The organism is Novosphingobium sp. APW14 (genome assembly GCF_032337075.1).
Lineage (GTDB): Bacteria > Pseudomonadota > Alphaproteobacteria > Sphingomonadales > Sphingomonadaceae > Novosphingobium.
Genome location: NZ_JAVYAB010000002.1, coordinates 149,430 through 164,578 on the forward strand (window position 1 = coordinate 149,430; position 15,149 = coordinate 164,578).

A 15,149-nucleotide genomic window follows, 5' to 3' on the forward strand; every position below is an offset into this window, starting at 1 on the left:
CCTTTTGCTTGCCGAGCGCGCTGCGGCAGGTTAACCCGCGTGCATGATCGCCCGCCTCTCTGGCCTGCTTGATGATTTCGGACCTGATTGGGCCGTGATCGACGTCAATGGCGTGGGCTATCTGGTGCATTGCAGTGCGCGCACGCTCGATGCGCTGGGTGTGCGCGGTGACAAGGTGACTGTGCATACCGAACTGCAGGTCTCTGAAAACGACATGCGCCTGATCGGCTTTGCCAGCGGGGGGGAACGCGAATGGTTCCGCCTGCTCACCGGCGTGCAGGGCGTGGGCAGCAAGATGGCGCTGGCGGTGCTTTCTGCGCTGACGGTTGATGAACTCCAGCGTGCCTGTGCCAGTGCCGATGCCGCCATGGTCGCCCGCGCGCAGGGCGTGGGGCCAAAGCTGGCCAGCCGGATCGTCAACGAGCTGAGGGACAAGGCTGGTGGCCTGCCTTCCGCAGCCGGAGCTGCCATCGCCGCCGCTCCGCGTGGATCGTCCAGCCAGGATGCTGTCTCGGCGCTGCAGAACCTGGGCTTCAAGCCCAATGTCGCGACCGACGCCGTCGCCCGCGCACTGGAAGAACTGGGCGAGGGTGCCGGGCTGAATGATCTGGTGCGCGTCGCGCTGAAGCGGGTGGCGGGATGACCGACAACCCGCTCCTCTCCTCTACCCGCCAGGTCGAAGACGCTGACGCGGCGCTGCGGCCCAAGTCGCTTGACGAATTCGTCGGCCAGGCGGCGGCCAAGGATAACCTGCGGGTGTTCATCGAAAGCGCCCGCCAGCGGCGCGAGGCGATGGACCATGTGCTGTTCTTCGGCCCGCCGGGCCTGGGCAAGACCACGCTGGCGCAGATCGTGGCCAAGGAGCTGGGCGTCGGCTTTCGTGCCACCTCCGGCCCGGTCATAGCCAAAGCAGGCGATCTCGCCGCGCTGCTGACCAACCTGGAAGAGGGCGATGTCCTGTTCATCGACGAGATCCACCGCCTCAACCCGCAGGTGGAGGAAGTACTCTATCCGGCGATGGAAGACCGCGCGCTGGACCTGATCATCGGCGAGGGGCCCTCGGCCCGTTCGGTGCGGATTGACCTGCCGCCGTTTACCCTGGTTGGCGCCACGACCCGGGCCGGCCTGCTGACCACGCCGCTGCGCGACCGCTTCGGCATTCCGGTGCGCCTGAACTTTTACACCGAGCAGGAGCTTGAGCGTGTGGTTACCCGCGGGGCCGGACTGCTGGGCATCGATATCGAACCGGCCGGCGCGCGCGAAATTGCCCGCCGTTCGCGCGGCACCCCGCGGATCGCGGGCCGTCTGCTGCGCCGGGTGCGCGATTTTGCCCATGTCGAAGGCCATGCCGCAATCACCCAGGGGCAAGCCGATTCCGCCCTGACCCGGCTGGAAGTCGACAACCTGGGTCTTGATGCGATGGACCGCCGGTACCTGACCATGATTGCCGAGCTGTACAATGGCGGCCCGGTTGGGGTCGAAACCCTGGCGGCCGGCCTGTCCGAACCGCGCGACACGATCGAAGACGTGATCGAGCCGTACCTGATCCAGCTTGGCCTGATTGCGCGGACCGCGCGCGGTCGCTGCCTTAATGCCCGCGGCTGGCAGCACCTTGGCCTGAATGCGCCGACCGGAAATCAGGGTGGCCTGTTCGATTCGGCCGATTCGCCAAGCAAATAGTACTGGCCATGCTCGGGCGCCGTTAGGGAATTGCGCCCCATTTGGTTTCAGTTTGGGACAGCCGCCCGCTTCCAGCCCCTGCCTTGCCGAGAATTCAGCCTTTGTGTGGCAGAAACAGGGTTAATGCGATTGTCCCTTAAGGATTCCTCTGCGTTTCTAGACCTATAGGGGCACCTTGACTGCATCAGCGGTCAGATCAGTCCCTGCTAAAGGCAAAGAGAGCAGAGCTTATGTCGGTTCGGATGGCACTTGTGAAATTGTCCGCGCTTGCGGCGGGGGGCGCGGTGATTGGAGGTGGAGCGGTGCATATCGCTGAAGCTCCAGCCAGCCAGGTCCAGTACGTCAAGCATGCCAAGGCCAAGCCTGTGGCCCGGACAAAACCTAAAGCGTTGAAGCGCCGAGTGATCCGGACTGCGACTTGCAAGCTGCAGGATCCGAACACGGCGCGTCGCGTTGTCAGCCGGACCGTCCCCTGCGCCCAGCCTGAGCAGCAAATGCTGGCCATGGTGCCCATGCAGATGCCGCTTCCGCCGATGCCGCCGCAGCCTTCCCCGCAGGGTGGGGGCAGTGAGGTTACGGTTATCGGCGGTTCGGGCGGCTTCGGCTTTGGTGGCGGGTTCTTTGGCGGGTTCTTTGGCGGCGGGGGTAGCAGCGGCGGGGGCAGCGTTTCGGTATCGACCACGACGACCGGCGGCGTGACGTCCACCGGCGGCACCTTCACCTCGACCGGTGGTTCCTCGACTACGAGCGGCGGCGCGACTTCAACTTCGACCGGCGGGGCGTCAACTTCGACCGGCGGCTCCACCACCTCCACCGGCGGCGGGTCAACCTCGACTGGTGGCTCGACCTCGTCGACGGGCGGCGGTTCGACTTCGACCGGCGGTTCAACCACCTCGACGGGCGGTGGCTCGACCTCGACCGGCGGTTCTACCACCTCGACGGGCGGTGGTTCGACATCAACGGGCGGTTCGACCTCGTCGACGGGCGGTGGTTCGACCTCGACTTCGACTTCGACCTCAACGTCGACCTCAAGTTCCAGTTCTAGCTCCAGCTCCAGTTCAACCTCGACCTCAACGTCGACTTCTGGCGGGGCGACCTCGACCTCGACTTCGACAACCGGTGGGGCCACCTCGACTTCAACGGGGTCCTCATCGTCGAGTTCGACAAGTTCGTCGACATCCAGCTCAACCTCGACCAGTTCTTCATCGTCAAGCAGCGGGACCGACATCACGTCGACCAGCACCACAAGTTCGGGAGGGACCGAGGTTCCCGGACCGCCGATGCTGCTGCTGTTTGGCGCTGCAGCTGCCACGCTGGTCGGGCGGCGCCGGCTCGGCAAGAAAGCGGCCTCCTAGGCCTCACGCCAGCCGGTACTGCTTCAGGTGCCAAATAAGGAAAGGGCGGCCAATCGGCCGCCCTTTCTGTTTGCCTGCCGACCGCTCACCGAGCGGCCGAACGATGGATCAGGCTGCCAGCTTGCGCAGCACATAGTGCAGGATGCCACCGTTCATGAAGTATTCCACCTCATTGGCGGTATCGATGCGGCAAAGCGCGGTGAAGGTGAACTGGCTGCCGTCCTTGCGGGTCACAGCCACTTCCACGTCCTGGCGCGGCTTGAGGCTGGCAACGCCCGTGATGGTGTAGGTGCAATCGCCATCGAGACCCAGGGTCTCGCGGGTTTCGCCATCCTTGAACTGCAGCGGCAGCACGCCCATACCGACCAGGTTCGAGCGGTGGATGCGCTCAAAGCTTTCGACGATCACCGCGCGGACGCCCAGCAGGTTGGTGCCCTTGGCCGCCCAGTCACGCGACGAACCGGTGCCATATTCCTTGCCGGCGACAACCACCATCGGCGTGCCATCGGCCTTGTGCTTCATTGCCACGTCATAAACCGGCAGGACCTGGTCGCCATAGCGGCTGAACCCGCCTTCGGTGCCGGCAACCATTTCGTTGCGGATGCGGATGTTGGCGAAAGTGCCGCGCATCATCACGTCGTGGTGGCCGCGGCGCGCGCCATAGGAGTTGAAGTCTGCCTTGGCGACCTGGTGCTCCATCAGCCACTGGCCAGCCGGGCTGTCGGCCTTGATGTTGCCGGCCGGGCTGATGTGGTCGGTCGTGATCGAATCGCCCAGGATCAGCAGCGGCTTGGCTTCGACGATGTCCTGAACCGGGGCCGGAGTCATCGACATGCCTTCGAAGTAGGGTGGGTTGGCAACATAGGTGCTGCCGGCGCGCCATGAGTAGGTTTCCGAACCCGTGACGTTGATCGCCTGCCAATGCTCGTCACCCTTGTAGACGTCGGCATAGCGGGCCTGGAACATTTCGCGCGTGACGCAGGCCGCCATGGTTTCGGCAACTTCAAGGTTGGTCGGCCAGATGTCCTTAAGGAACACGTCCTGGCCATCCTTGCCCTTGCCAATCGGGGTGGTGACGAAATCGTCGATCACCGTGCCTTTGAGCGCATAGGCCACGACCAGCGGCGGGCTGGCAAGGAAGTTGGCACGCACGTCAGGGCTGACGCGGCCTTCGAAGTTGCGGTTGCCCGAGATCACCGCAGCGGCGACCAGGCCGTTCTCGTTGATCGCCTTGCTGATCGGTTCGGCCAGCGGGCCCGAGTTGCCGATGCAGGTGGTGCAGCCATAGCCGACCAGGTTGAAGCCGATATTGTCGAGGTGCGACTGGAGGCCGGCCTTGATCAGGTAGTCAGTGACGACCTGCGACCCGGGGGCGAGCGAGGTCTTGACCCAGGGCTTGGGCTTCAGGCCCAGCTCGTCGGCCTTCTTGGCGACAAGGCCGGCAGCAACCAGCACGCCCGGGTTAGAGGTGTTGGTGCAGCTGGTGATCGCGGCGATCATCACGTCGCCATCGCCGATATCGAAGTCCTTGCCCTCAACCGGTACGCGGGTGTTGGCCTTCTTGTAGGTCTCGGCCATGTCCTTGGCGAAGACATCATCGACGTCTTCCAGGTTGACGCGGTCCTGCGGGCGCTTCGGCCCGGCGAGGCTGGGGACGACGGTGCCCATGTCGAGTTCCAACGTCGAAGAGAAGATCGGATCGGCGGCGGCCGGATCGATCCAGAAGCCCTGCTCCTTGGCATAGGCTTCGACCAGCGCGATCTGGCTTTCTTCGCGGCCGGTGAGGCGCAGGTAATCGATCGTCTTGTCATCGATCCCGAAGAAGCCGCAGGTTGCGCCATATTCCGGTGCCATGTTGGCAAGGGTGGCGCGGTCCGCCAGGCTAAGCGAGGCAAGGCCCGGGCCGTAGTATTCAACAAAGCGGCCGACCACGCCGTGCTTGCGCAGCAGGTTGGTGCAGGTCAGCACCAGGTCGGTCGCGGTCACGCCTTCGCGCAAGGACCCGGTGAGCTTGAAGCCGACAACTTCGGGGATCAGCATCGAAACCGGCTGGCCGAGCATCGCGGCTTCGGCTTCGATCCCGCCAACGCCCCAGCCCAGCACGCCCAGGCCGTTGATCATCGTGGTGTGGCTGTCGGTGCCGACGCAGGTGTCGGGATAGGCCACGGTCGCCCCGTTCTGGTCCTGGCTGGTCCAGACGGTCTTGGCGATGTTTTCCAGGTTCACCTGGTGGCAGATGCCGGTGCCCGGCGGCACGGCGTAAAAGTTGTTGAGCGACTTGGAACCCCACTTGAGGAAGTCATAGCGTTCCATGTTGCGGTGGTATTCGATCTCGACGTTTTCCTGGAACGCCTTGGGGTGGCCGAATTCGTCAACCATCACCGAGTGGTCGATCACCAGGTTTACGGGAACCAGCGGGTTGATCTTGCTGGTATCGCCGCCAAGCTTGGCAATGGCATCGCGCATCGCCGCAAGGTCAACCACGCAGGGCACGCCGGTGAAGTCCTGCAGCAGCACCCGAGCCGGGCGGTACTGGATTTCCTCGGTCGATTCCTTGGGGTTCTTTTGCCAGTCGATCACCGCTTTCACGTGATCGGTCGAAACGGTGAAGCCGCCATCCTCGAAGCGCAGCAGGTTTTCCAGCAGGACCTTCATCGAGAAGGGCAGGGGGCTGACATCGCCCAGCTTGGCCGCGGCCTTCTTGAGCGAATAATAGGCATAGTCCTTGCCGCCGACGCTCAGCGTGCTGCGCGTCCCGAGGGTGTCCTGTCCGACCTGGGTCATCCCGCAAATACTCCTGTTGGTGGTGCCCGTCTGCGCGCACGCCCCTTTCGCGGGTGCAGCCGAGCCATATCGGCGCCGCCGATGCGCGGGTTTTGGCAGAAGGTCAAGGGGCTGCGCCGGGAATCCCGGCTGGACTGGACTAAAGTGTGGTCTGCTCGGTATGGCTGGGCACGGACCTGCGCGCCGCGATCCAGCAGCCAATGACAATCAGCGCCACCCCGGCCATCGTTTCAAGGGTCACGGCTTCGGCGAAGAACAGCCAGCCAAACAGGGCCGCCCAGACAAAGGCGGTGTATTCGATCGGCAGCAGGACCTGCGCTTCGGCCCGACCATAGGCCCAGCTGAGCAGCATGAGCGAGACTGCAGCCAGCGCGGCGCCGGTCGCGATCCAGCCCAGTGTTGGAAGATTGGGGGGCACGGCCAGCCAGGGCGCGGCCAGAACCAGGAACAATCCCGCAAAACCCATCTGGAACAGGGCCACTTCCTGCGGGCTGGCCAGCTGAGCCTGCTGGCGTTGGAAGATCAAGTTGAAGGCATAGAGCACGGCGGACAGCAGGACCGCCGCGATACCCCACATGGCGTCCTCGCTCAGCGCCTCGCGCCCCAGCCGCCCCGCGCCGATCACCAGCACCCCGGCAAAGCCCAGCAGCGATGCGATCACAGCATTGCGGCTGATCTTCTCTCCCAGCATGGCCGCGGCAAGGTACAGCGCGATCAGCGGAGCGATGAAGGACAGGGCAATCGCCTCTGCCAGCGGTAATCGGATCAGGCCCCAGAAGAAGCTGGTGGCCAGGCCCGCACTGATTGCCCCGCGCAGGGCGTGAAGCCGCAGCGCTGGGCCTTGCGGCCAGCGTCCGCCGCTCAGGCGCCACAGCGGCAGCATGAACAACACGCCAAAGGCCGAACGAAACAGCATGGCGTTATAGGCCCCCACCGCCAGGCTTGCCGTCTTCATCACCGCGTCCATCACGCTGAATAGCGCGATCCCGCTGGCGGCGACCAGGAATGGCATGACAGGATGATGGCGATACTGGCCTGGCGGCACGAAATTCTCTCCCTTGGCTTGCCGGGTATGGCAGCAGGGCGAGAGTGGCAAGCTAAGGCTGGTATTTATCGGAAATCGCTGTATCTTTGCAAAACTACGTAGGGAAGGGTCGCCCGTGGACAGTGCCAATCAGCCTCAAACCAGTGTCGAGCCGCAAGGTGGGGAGCTGGTGCGGCGCCATGCGCTGGCAACGCGGCTGTGGCATTGGACCAATGCAATCAGCATCCTGGTCATGCTGATGAGCGGGCTGATGATCCTCAATGCCCATCCCCGGCTGTACTGGGGGCATTACGGTTCCGAACATGATTCCGCCTGGCTGGTGCTGGCCGCGCTGGAGGACACGGCGTTTCCCGGATGGATGACAATCCCTTCGCACTACAGCCTGGCCGATGCGCGGTTGTGGCACTTTGCCTTTGCCTGGCTGCTGGTGCTGGCCTTTGCTGGCTACCTCGTGTGGGGATTGCTGCGCGGCCATATCGCGCGGCGGCTGCACATCACCCGCGCGGAATGGAGCCCTCGGCATATCCTGGACGACATCGTCGAACACGCGAAGTTGCGCTTCCCGACCGGGGCCGAGGCGCTCAATTACAACGTCTTGCAGAAGCTGGCCTATGGCGGGGTCCTGTTTGTGCTGCTGCCCGCCATGATCCTGACCGGGTTGGCTATGTCACCCGCGCTGGATAGCGCCTGGCCGTGGCTGGTCGATCTGTTCGGCGGTCGGCAGACGGCGCGCTCGATCCACTTCATTGCCGCCATGGGACTGGTGCTGTTCTTCCTGGTCCACATGGTGATGGTCGTGCTGGCAGGGCCGATTAATGAAGTCCGCTCGATGTTGACCGGGTGGTATCGGCTGCCCAAGGACAAGGAGGCCGGCCAATGATCATCACCCGACGCAAGGCTCTGCAATTCGGGGCCGCCGGCGCGAGTGGCCTGCTCCTGTCTGGCTGTGATGCGCTGAACGATAGTCAGCCCTTTAAGGATGGCCTGGCTGGCGTTGGCCGTCTCCACGAACTGACGCAGCGCGCGATCATTGGTGACAGCCTGGCGCGCGAGTTTGCCGAGGCGGATATGTCGCCCGTGTTCAAGGCCAACGGCAGCCTGGGCGTTGCCGATCCGGCCTATCGCGGAATGTTGGCCAATGGCTTCGCGCAGTGGGCGCTGACGGTTGATGGGCTGGTCCATCGCCCGCTTTCGCTGCCGCTCACCGCGCTTAAGGCGATGCCGCAGCGGACCCAGATCACCCGCCACGATTGCGTTGAGGGGTGGAGTGCAATTGGCAAGTGGCAGGGGCCGCAACTGGGCGCCATCCTCAGCTCGGCCGGGCTGATGCCCGGCGCGCGCTATGTCGTGTTCCACTGTGCGGACAAGCTGGAGGGTAAGCCGTACTACGAATCGATCGATCTGCTTGAAGCCTTTCATCCGCAGACCATCCTGGCCTGGCGGATGAACGATGCCCCCCTTACCGAACCGCATGGTGCCCCCATCCGTTTGCGCACCGAACGCCAGCTTGGCTACAAGCATGCGAAGTACATCATGCGGATCGAGCTGCGCGAAAGCCTGGCCGGGCTTTACGGCGGCAAGGGCGGGTTCTGGGAAGACAACCGCGGCTACCAGTGGTGGGCCGGGATTTAATCGGCGATTTGTCGAACAACCAAACCGGATACCGTCCGGCCAGCCAGATAGTTGTTGATCAGGCCTCCGCTGATTTGTGCCGGGCTTGCATCAGCACCAGCTTGAACGCCGCCCCCGCCAAGGCTCGGCCAGGCCTTCGCTGACAAGGCGCGCGCCCAGGCTTTCCCCTTCGCGGATGGCTATGGCTAGCCGCCGTCCATAGCGATCACGGCTGCGCGGACCGCCCACCAAATCGACTGGTCCTTCGTTAAGCAACTCGAGCAGCCTTAACTTGGCGGCCTCGCCCCGGATGCGTTCGGCCGAGCATTGCGCCTGAGCGGTTTCAGGGGCGTTGATGTCTGCAAGCCGGATCTTCTCACCGGCAAGCCAGAAGGTGTCGCCATCGACGACGCAGGTTTCACGCGGTCCGGCCGCGCACAGCGTGAACAGGGCGGCAGCGGACAGGGCAAGTGCAGGCATGGCCTACTGCCTGCCGCGCCGCCAAGCTTCAAGCTATTCGCAGAAACCCCTGGTTTACCTCGGCTCTCGAGCAGTTACAGGCTAAGGAACAGGCCGGCCAGGGCTGCGCTCATCAGGTTCGACAGGCTGCCTGCAATCAGCGCCTTGAAGCCAAGCCGGGCAATGACCGGACGCTGTTCAGGCGCAAGGCTGCCGGTAACCGCCATTTGGATGGCGATCGAGCTGAAGTTGGCGAACCCGCAGAGCGCGAAGGTGACAACGGCAACGGTCCGCTCGGACAGTCCCTGCATTTGCCCCAGATCGATGAAGGCGACGAATTCGTTCAGCACCACTTTGGTGCCGAAAAAGCCGCCGGCGTGCAGGGCCTGCGTCCAATCCGGGCCAGCCAGCAGCCAGAAGACCGGGGCAAAGACATAGCCAAGGATCATCTGGAACGAGAGGTCCGGACGGCCCAACCAGCCGCCGATGGCGCCCAGGATGCCGTTGGCCAGCGCCACCAGCGCGACAAAGGCCAAGACCATGGCGCCAACTGCGACAGCCAGCTTCACCCCCGTCTGGGCGCCCTGCGATGCGGCCATGATGATATTGGCCGGGGGCTCATCTTCCAGCCCGGCGACCTTGACGTCATCGGGCTCAATGATCTTGCCGTCGGTGGGATCGGGCATGATCATCTTCGCCATCAGGATCCCGCCGGGTGCCGACATGAAGGCCGCAGCAACCAGGTAGTCGATCCGGATGCCCATGCTGGCATAGGCAGCCAGGATCGTGCCGGCGACCCCGGCCATGCCGACGGTCATCAGACAGAACAGTTGGCTGGGGGCCAGCGTGGCGAGATAGGGGCGGACCACCAGCGGGCTTTCGGACTGGCCGACGAAGATGTTGCTCGCCGCGCCAAGGCTCTCGACCTTCGAGATGCCTGTGATCTTTTCCAGCCCGCCGCCGATCCACTTGATCACCAGTTGCATCATGCCAAGGTAATAGAGGATCGAGATCAGCGCCGCGAAGAAGATGATCACCGGCAGGGCGGCGATGGCAAAGCTGTTCCCGCCGATTTCCGGCTTGGCCAGCGGGCCGAACAGGAACTCAACCCCGGCATGGGCATAGCCCAGCAAGGCGCTGACCCCGTCAGCCGCGCCTTTCAGCATGTGCTTGCCGAACGGCACGTAAAGCACCAGCGCGGCTAGACCCGCCTGCAACGCAAAAGCCGCACCGACCACGCGCAGCCGGATCGCCTTGCGATTCGATGATATCAGCCAGGCGATGGCCAGAATCAGGACGATCCCGATCAGGCTGTTGACGATCAGCATGGCAATGGCGCTCCCCGCGGTAATTTCGCGCGTTAGGTAACGAGGCCGGGGCGCTGCGCATAGCCGTATTTACCGGGCCTTCCACAAGCGTGCGAAGATCGCTAAGTCGCTGTCGATGCAGACTGTCACGATCCCGCGCTCGCTCTTCGCCTTTTCGCTGCTTTACGGGGGGCTTTGCGTGCTCGCCGGAGTAATGGGGGTCAAGCTTGCCTCGCTCGGCAGCTGGCCTTTGCTGGGTGACCTTGCGGTGGAGAGCGGAATTTTCGCTTTCCTGTTCCTGGTGATTATCTCCAGCGCGGTGGCCGAATTGTTCGGGCAGGACCGCGCCAACCAGCTGGTTCGCTATGGCTTCGTCCCGCTGATCGTGTCGATGGTGATGCTGACGGTGGTGATCCGCCTGGTGCCGCCCGCGCCGTTCTGGGGCGATCAGGAAGCCTTCGCCAAACTGCTGGGCCAGGGCGTGCGGATGCAGTTTGCCGGGCTGATTTCATACGGCACCTCGCAAACGCTCAACGTCTACTTGTTCAGCCGGATTGCCGGCGGGCAAGGCAAGGCGTTGGTATTGCGCGCGTGGATCGCCAGCATCCTGTCGCAGATTGTCGATACGATCCTGTTCATCACGATCAGCTTCTATGGCCAGGACATGCCGCTGGGGCAGATCATGGAAGGCCAGATCATTTCCAAGCTGGTGCTTTCGACGATCATGGTTCCGCCGCTGATCGTGGTCTTCGTGAAGCTGGGGCGCTGGCTTGATCGTGCCTAGGATCGGCCGCGCAGCGTGACAAAACGCTTCAAATCCGCGAGAAGCGGGCTAAAGGCGCGGGGATGACCCAGTCCCACGATCCGCTGATGCTCGCCAAGGCCGAAACGCTGGTTGAGGCATTGCCCTATCTGCAGCGCTATGCCGGGCGCACGTTCGTGGTGAAGTACGGCGGCCATGCCATGGGCGACCCCGAACTGGCGCGGGACTTTGCGGAAGACGTGGTGCTGCTGAAGGCCGTCGGGATCAATCCGGTGGTGGTCCACGGGGGCGGCCCGCAGATCGGCGCGATGCTCAAGAAACTGGGCGTGGAAAGCAAGTTCATCGATGGCCTGCGAGTGACCGACAAGGCCACCGCCGAAGTGGCCGAAATGGTCCTGTCCGGCGCGATCAACAAGGAACTGGTCGGCTGGATCGCCGGCGCTGGCGGCAAGGCGCTGGGCATTTCCGGCAAGGACGGCGGGCTGGTTACCGCAACCAAGGTTGAACGGACCACGAAGGACCCGGAAAGCAACATCGAACAGGCGATTGACCTGGGCTTTGTGGGTGAGCCGACCTCGGTTGACGTAACGCTGATCGAAACCGCTAGCGCTGCCGGCATGATCCCGGTGATCGCGCCGATTGCCCCGGGCGCCGATGGCGAGACCTATAATATCAATGCCGATACCATGGCTGGGGCCATTGCCGCCGCGTTGGGCGCGGCGCGGCTGTTCCTGCTAACGGATGTTGCCGGGGTGCTCGACAAGCAGGGCAAGCTGCTGACCGACCTGACCCCGGCGGACATCAACCAGTTGCAGGATGATGGCACGATCAGCGGCGGGATGATCCCCAAGCTGGAAACCTGCATCCACGCGGTTGAGGCCGGGTGCGAGGCAGCCGTCGTGCTGGATGGGCGGGTGCCGCACGCCATGCTGATCGAAGTGTTCACCGCGCGCGGGGCAGGCACCCTGATCCGCCGCTAAGGCCCCTTTCCCTCCCAAGGACCAAACCGATGATCAACGAAGTGCTCATCCCGATCCTGGTGCTGCTGGCAAATGTGATCACCACGGCGGTGATCGTGCAGTTCATTCTGGGGCTGCTGATCAGCTTCAACGTGGTGAATTATCACAACCAGCTTGTTTCGGCGCTGTGGACCGCGCTCAATGCGATCCTCGATCCGATCCTTGCCCCGATCAAGCGCCGCCTGCCGCACACCGGCGGCATCGATTTTTCGCCGATCGTGCTGCTGCTGCTGATCCAGGTGGCGATTATCATTCTCTCCTATGTCGGGCGGCAAGTCGGATGAGCCAGGCCCGGGTAATCGATGGCAAGGCCTTTGCCGCCGCTCTGCGCGAGCGTGTGGGTGTTGCTGCCGCTGCATTTGAAATCAGGGCCGGACGCAAGGCTGGTCTCGCGGTCGTGCTGGTCGGAGATGACCCAGCCAGCCAGGTTTACGTCCGCAACAAGGGCAAGCAGACGGTCGAGGCCGGCATGGCCAGCTTCGAACACAAGCTGCCGGCCGATACCACCCAGGTAGATCTGATTGCGCTGGTCGAACGGCTCAATGCCGATCCGGCGGTGGACGGGATCCTGGTCCAGCTGCCGCTGCCGGGGCACCTTGACGAGCAGGCCGTGGTGGAACGGATCAGCCCCGGCAAGGATGTCGATGGCCTGACCCCCACCAGCACCGGCCGCCTGGCGCTGGGGTTGCCCGGTCTGGTGCCATGCACTCCGCTGGGCTGCCTGATGCTGCTCAAGGACCAGCTTGGCGACCTTTCGGGCAAGGATGCCGTGGTGATCGGGCGATCAATCCTGGTCGGCAAGCCGATGGCACAGTTGCTGCTGGCGGAAAGCTGCACCGTGACCATCGCCCACAGCCGCACGCAGAATCTGCCGGATGTGGTCCGCCGGGCCGATATCGTCGTGGCCGCTGTCGGCCGTCCGGAAATGGTCAAGGCCGATTGGCTCAAGCCCGGCGCAACCGTGATCGACGTTGGCATCAACCGCGTCCCTGCGCCCGATGCAAATGGCTCAGAAGGCAAGACGCGGCTGATCGGTGATGTCGATTATGCCGGGGCCAGTGCTGTTGCTGGTGCCATTACCCCAGTTCCCGGCGGGGTCGGGCCGATGACGATTGCCGTCCTGCTGCGCAACACTTTGGTCGCCGCGCACCGCAATGCGGGGGTGGCGCTGGAGGACGATGCGCTCTAGGCTGCCGGCCATGAAGCGTTTCCTGATTGCCGCAACCGTGTCGCTGGCGCTGGCCGCTTGCGCGTCGGGTCCGCGCCTGCCGCGTTATGGCATGGCGCTGAAGCCGGTTGCCAACCCCGGCGATGTGATTGTGGCGGAATCCGCCTTCGCCCGGCTTGCTCTGGAAAAGGGCCAGTGGGCCGCTTTTCGTGCGACGGCGGCAGAGGGGGCGGAAATGTTCGTGCCGCAGCGGGTTAAGGCCGCAGACTGGTTGAAGGGGCGCCCGGAACCCGTCGTGGCGGTCAAGTGGCAGCCGCACGCCGTCTGGTCGAGCTGCGATGGCTCTTACGCCGTGACCCGTGGCAGTTGGCAAAGCCCCAACGCCAGCGGTACATTCGCAACCGTCTGGCAGCGCCAGCGCAACGGCGCTTACAAATGGACTGCGGACATGAGCCTGGCAGCGAAACCGGCCGAGCCCGCGCCGGAAATGGTTGTAGCCAGCGTTGCCGACTGTCCGAAACGCGATGAGCTGCTGACTGTTACCGGGCATTTCGCCGGGACCAGCGGGGCAGACATCGCCTCTGGCTCGGCAGCCGATAACACCCTGCGCTGGACCACCACGGTCATGCCTGATGGTACGCGGCGGATTGCGGTGTCTCTCTGGAAGAACGGCGACTGGCGCGAAGCCTTCACCGAATCGAGCGGACCGGATCGTTAAACCATGCTTGAACTGTTCCTATCTGCTTTCATTGCCCTGTTCGTGGTGATTGACCCGCCCGGCTGCGCGCCGATCTATGCCGGCCTCACCGCCGGAGCCAGTCACCTCCAGGCGCGGACCATGGCGCTGCGAGCCTGCTTTATCGCCACGATCATTCTGCTGGTCTTTGCCGTATTCGGCGAGGATCTGCTGGGAGCCCTGCATATCGAGCTGGATTCCTTCCGGATCGCCGGGGGGATCATGCTGTTCCTGATCGCGCTCGACATGGTGTTCGAAAAGCGCACCCAGCGGCGTGAAGAGCGTGCCGAAAAGGTCAAGGCCACGCCCGAGATCGAGGATGTCTCAGTCTTCCCGATGGCTATGCCGATGATCGCCGGACCCGGCTCGATCGCCACGGTCATGCTGCTCACCGCGCGCGCCAAGGGCACGCAGGAAACGCTGGTCGTGCTGGGCGCCTTGGGAGCCGTCATGGTGCTGACCCTGCTGGCACTGGTTGCTGCCGGGCCGCTGATGAAGCTGCTCGGTTCGCGGGTCGAAGCGGTCATCACCCGCCTGCTGGGCGTGCTGCTGGCCGCCCTGGCGGCGCAATATGTGATCGACGGGTTGCGGGCTACGCTGGCCTGACCAGGCCTATTGCAGGGTAACCCGCCCTTCATCGCTATCGCGGCGGCCGAAGAACTGCATCAGCTGGACCAGCAGTTCGCAGCGCGCGGCCAGGTTCGGAGCCTCCAGCAAGGCCTGTTTGGCCGCCACGTCGAATGGCGCGATCTGGCTCACGCCGTCGATCAGCGAGCTATCATCCAGCGTGGTTACGGCATCCCAGTCAACCCGGTAACCCTGCGCCTCGGCAAAGCGCCGGGCCTCACGCTCGAAGCCTGCGCGTTCGACCGATGACAGCGCCTGGTGCGGCGGATCTTCCAGCAGTTCGGCTTCGATCTGGCGGAACGGGGTGATCACCTCCAGCTCGCGCAGCAGGCGAAAGCGTGACTCGCCCTGCAGCACCAAATTGAAGCAGCCGTCTTCCAGGGCCTCAACATCGGCGATCTTGCCCACGCAGCCAACGGTGAACAGCGGCGCGCCATCCTCGGGCCGCTGCGGCTGGATCATGCCGATCCGGCGATCACGGGCCAACGCGTCGGTCACCATCGCCCGGTAGCGCGGCTCGAAAATGTGCAGCGGCAATTGTAGCCCCGGGTAAAGCAGGGCGCCGGTCAGCGGAAAGATCGACAGGCGCATCGCC

At 64.0% G+C, this 15,149-nt stretch carries 16 protein-coding genes; 10 read left to right on the forward strand and 6 right to left on the reverse strand.

From position 1 onward, the window contains the following. The first annotated feature begins 43 nt into the window (after positions 1-43). Together ruvA and ruvB are read left to right on the forward strand one after the other, a co-directional pair. Positions 44-643 (forward strand): Holliday junction branch migration protein RuvA, encoded by a 600-nt coding sequence (gene ruvA, locus RQP55_RS03335; protein WP_315608769.1) that lies wholly within the window; start codon positions 44-46, stop codon positions 641-643. Further along, on the forward strand, positions 640-1,680 hold the full coding sequence (gene ruvB / locus RQP55_RS03340; RefSeq protein ID WP_315608770.1) for a Holliday junction branch migration DNA helicase RuvB: 1,041 nt from the start codon (positions 640-642) through the stop codon (positions 1,678-1,680). The genes ruvA and ruvB overlap by 4 nt, the downstream gene beginning before the upstream one ends. 196 nt (positions 1,681-1,876) lie before the next feature. Here ruvB and RQP55_RS03345 read toward each other — a convergent pair whose 3' ends face one another. From RQP55_RS03345 to RQP55_RS03355, 3 genes are all read right to left on the reverse strand, one after another. Further along, positions 1,877-3,019, reverse strand: a complete 1,143-nt coding sequence (locus RQP55_RS03345) for a hypothetical protein (RefSeq protein ID WP_315608771.1) — start codon at positions 3,017-3,019, stop codon at positions 1,877-1,879. A gap of 124 nt (positions 3,020-3,143) precedes the next feature. Further along, on the reverse strand, positions 3,144-5,819 hold the full coding sequence (gene acnA / locus RQP55_RS03350; protein ID WP_315608772.1) for an aconitate hydratase AcnA: 2,676 nt from the start codon (positions 5,817-5,819) through the stop codon (positions 3,144-3,146). A gap of 139 nt (positions 5,820-5,958) precedes the next feature. Further along, a complete protein-coding gene (locus RQP55_RS03355; RefSeq protein WP_315608773.1) occupies positions 5,959-6,864 on the reverse strand; it encodes a DMT family transporter in 906 nt (301 codons plus the stop codon). 115 nt (positions 6,865-6,979) lie between these two features. On the opposite strand from RQP55_RS03355, the gene RQP55_RS03360 reads away from it, so the two are divergent. Together RQP55_RS03360 and RQP55_RS03365 are read left to right on the forward strand one after the other, a co-directional pair. Further along, entirely contained in the window at positions 6,980-7,744 is a 765-nt protein-coding gene (locus tag RQP55_RS03360) for a cytochrome b/b6 domain-containing protein (RefSeq protein ID WP_315608774.1), read from the forward strand. Continuing rightward, on the forward strand, positions 7,741-8,496 hold the full coding sequence (locus tag RQP55_RS03365; protein ID WP_315608775.1) for a molybdopterin-dependent oxidoreductase: 756 nt from the start codon (positions 7,741-7,743) through the stop codon (positions 8,494-8,496). The genes RQP55_RS03360 and RQP55_RS03365 overlap by 4 nt, the downstream gene beginning before the upstream one ends. A 90-nt stretch (positions 8,497-8,586) precedes the next feature. On the opposite strand, the gene RQP55_RS03370 is transcribed toward RQP55_RS03365, so the two are convergent. After that, positions 8,587-8,955, reverse strand: a complete 369-nt coding sequence (locus RQP55_RS03370; RefSeq protein ID WP_315608776.1) for a thermonuclease family protein — start codon at positions 8,953-8,955, stop codon at positions 8,587-8,589. A gap of 74 nt (positions 8,956-9,029) precedes the next feature. Beyond that, on the reverse strand, positions 9,030-10,262 hold the full coding sequence (locus tag RQP55_RS03375) for a NupC/NupG family nucleoside CNT transporter (RefSeq protein WP_315608777.1): 1,233 nt from the start codon (positions 10,260-10,262) through the stop codon (positions 9,030-9,032). Positions 10,263-10,377: 115 nt separating this feature from the next. Here RQP55_RS03375 and RQP55_RS03380 point away from each other — a divergent pair, with 115 nt between their 5' ends. The 6 genes from RQP55_RS03380 (at position 10,378) to RQP55_RS03405 (ending at position 14,533) form a co-directional block, all read left to right on the forward strand. Beyond that, positions 10,378-11,025, forward strand: a complete 648-nt coding sequence (locus RQP55_RS03380) for a queuosine precursor transporter (protein WP_315608778.1) — start codon at positions 10,378-10,380, stop codon at positions 11,023-11,025. 62 nt (positions 11,026-11,087) lie between these two features. Further along, positions 11,088-11,984 carry an acetylglutamate kinase gene (gene argB / locus RQP55_RS03385; RefSeq protein WP_315608779.1) on the forward strand — a complete coding sequence of 299 codons (897 nt, stop codon included), beginning with the start codon at positions 11,088-11,090 and terminating at the stop codon, positions 11,982-11,984. A gap of 29 nt (positions 11,985-12,013) precedes the next feature. Continuing rightward, positions 12,014-12,307 carry a YggT family protein gene (locus tag RQP55_RS03390; RefSeq protein WP_315608780.1) on the forward strand — a complete coding sequence of 98 codons (294 nt, stop codon included), beginning with the start codon at positions 12,014-12,016 and terminating at the stop codon, positions 12,305-12,307. Continuing rightward, positions 12,304-13,212 carry a bifunctional methylenetetrahydrofolate dehydrogenase/methenyltetrahydrofolate cyclohydrolase FolD gene (gene folD / locus RQP55_RS03395; RefSeq protein ID WP_315608781.1) on the forward strand — a complete coding sequence of 303 codons (909 nt, stop codon included), beginning with the start codon at positions 12,304-12,306 and terminating at the stop codon, positions 13,210-13,212. Before RQP55_RS03390 ends, folD begins: the two co-directional genes overlap by 4 nt. 10 nt (positions 13,213-13,222) lie before the next feature. Next, positions 13,223-13,909 carry a hypothetical protein gene (locus RQP55_RS03400; protein ID WP_315608782.1) on the forward strand — a complete coding sequence of 229 codons (687 nt, stop codon included), beginning with the start codon at positions 13,223-13,225 and terminating at the stop codon, positions 13,907-13,909. A 3-nt stretch (positions 13,910-13,912) separates the two neighbouring features. Further along, a complete protein-coding gene (locus RQP55_RS03405) occupies positions 13,913-14,533 on the forward strand; it encodes a MarC family protein (RefSeq protein WP_315608783.1) in 621 nt (206 codons plus the stop codon). A gap of 6 nt (positions 14,534-14,539) precedes the next feature. Here RQP55_RS03405 and RQP55_RS03410 read toward each other — a convergent pair whose 3' ends face one another. After that, positions 14,540-15,145, reverse strand: coding sequence for an LON peptidase substrate-binding domain-containing protein (locus RQP55_RS03410; RefSeq protein ID WP_315608784.1), 606 nt, complete (start codon positions 15,143-15,145; stop codon positions 14,540-14,542). Positions 15,146-15,149 lie beyond the last annotated feature (4 nt).

Excerpts from the sequence above, each read along its gene's own strand:
- ruvA (WP_315608769.1), top strand. The coding sequence starts at position 44 with ATGATCGCCCGCCTCTCTGGCCTGCTTGATGATTTCGGACCTGATTGG.
- ruvB (WP_315608770.1), top strand. The coding sequence starts at position 640 with ATGACCGACAACCCGCTCCTCTCCTCTACCCGCCAGGTCGAAGACGCT.
- acnA (WP_315608772.1), bottom strand. The coding sequence starts at position 5,819 with ATGACCCAGGTCGGACAGGACACCCTCGGGACGCGCAGCACGCTGAGC.
- RQP55_RS03365 (WP_315608775.1), top strand. The coding sequence starts at position 7,741 with ATGATCATCACCCGACGCAAGGCTCTGCAATTCGGGGCCGCCGGCGCG.
- RQP55_RS03370 (WP_315608776.1), bottom strand. The coding sequence starts at position 8,955 with ATGCCTGCACTTGCCCTGTCCGCTGCCGCCCTGTTCACGCTGTGCGCG.
- RQP55_RS03375 (WP_315608777.1), bottom strand. The coding sequence starts at position 10,262 with ATGCTGATCGTCAACAGCCTGATCGGGATCGTCCTGATTCTGGCCATC.
- RQP55_RS03380 (WP_315608778.1), top strand. The coding sequence starts at position 10,378 with ATGCAGACTGTCACGATCCCGCGCTCGCTCTTCGCCTTTTCGCTGCTT.
- argB (WP_315608779.1), top strand. The coding sequence starts at position 11,088 with ATGACCCAGTCCCACGATCCGCTGATGCTCGCCAAGGCCGAAACGCTG.
- RQP55_RS03390 (WP_315608780.1), top strand. The coding sequence starts at position 12,014 with ATGATCAACGAAGTGCTCATCCCGATCCTGGTGCTGCTGGCAAATGTG.
- folD (WP_315608781.1), top strand. The coding sequence starts at position 12,304 with ATGAGCCAGGCCCGGGTAATCGATGGCAAGGCCTTTGCCGCCGCTCTG.
- RQP55_RS03400 (WP_315608782.1), top strand. The coding sequence starts at position 13,223 with ATGAAGCGTTTCCTGATTGCCGCAACCGTGTCGCTGGCGCTGGCCGCT.
- RQP55_RS03405 (WP_315608783.1), top strand. The coding sequence starts at position 13,913 with ATGCTTGAACTGTTCCTATCTGCTTTCATTGCCCTGTTCGTGGTGATT.
- RQP55_RS03410 (WP_315608784.1), bottom strand. The coding sequence starts at position 15,145 with ATGCGCCTGTCGATCTTTCCGCTGACCGGCGCCCTGCTTTACCCGGGG.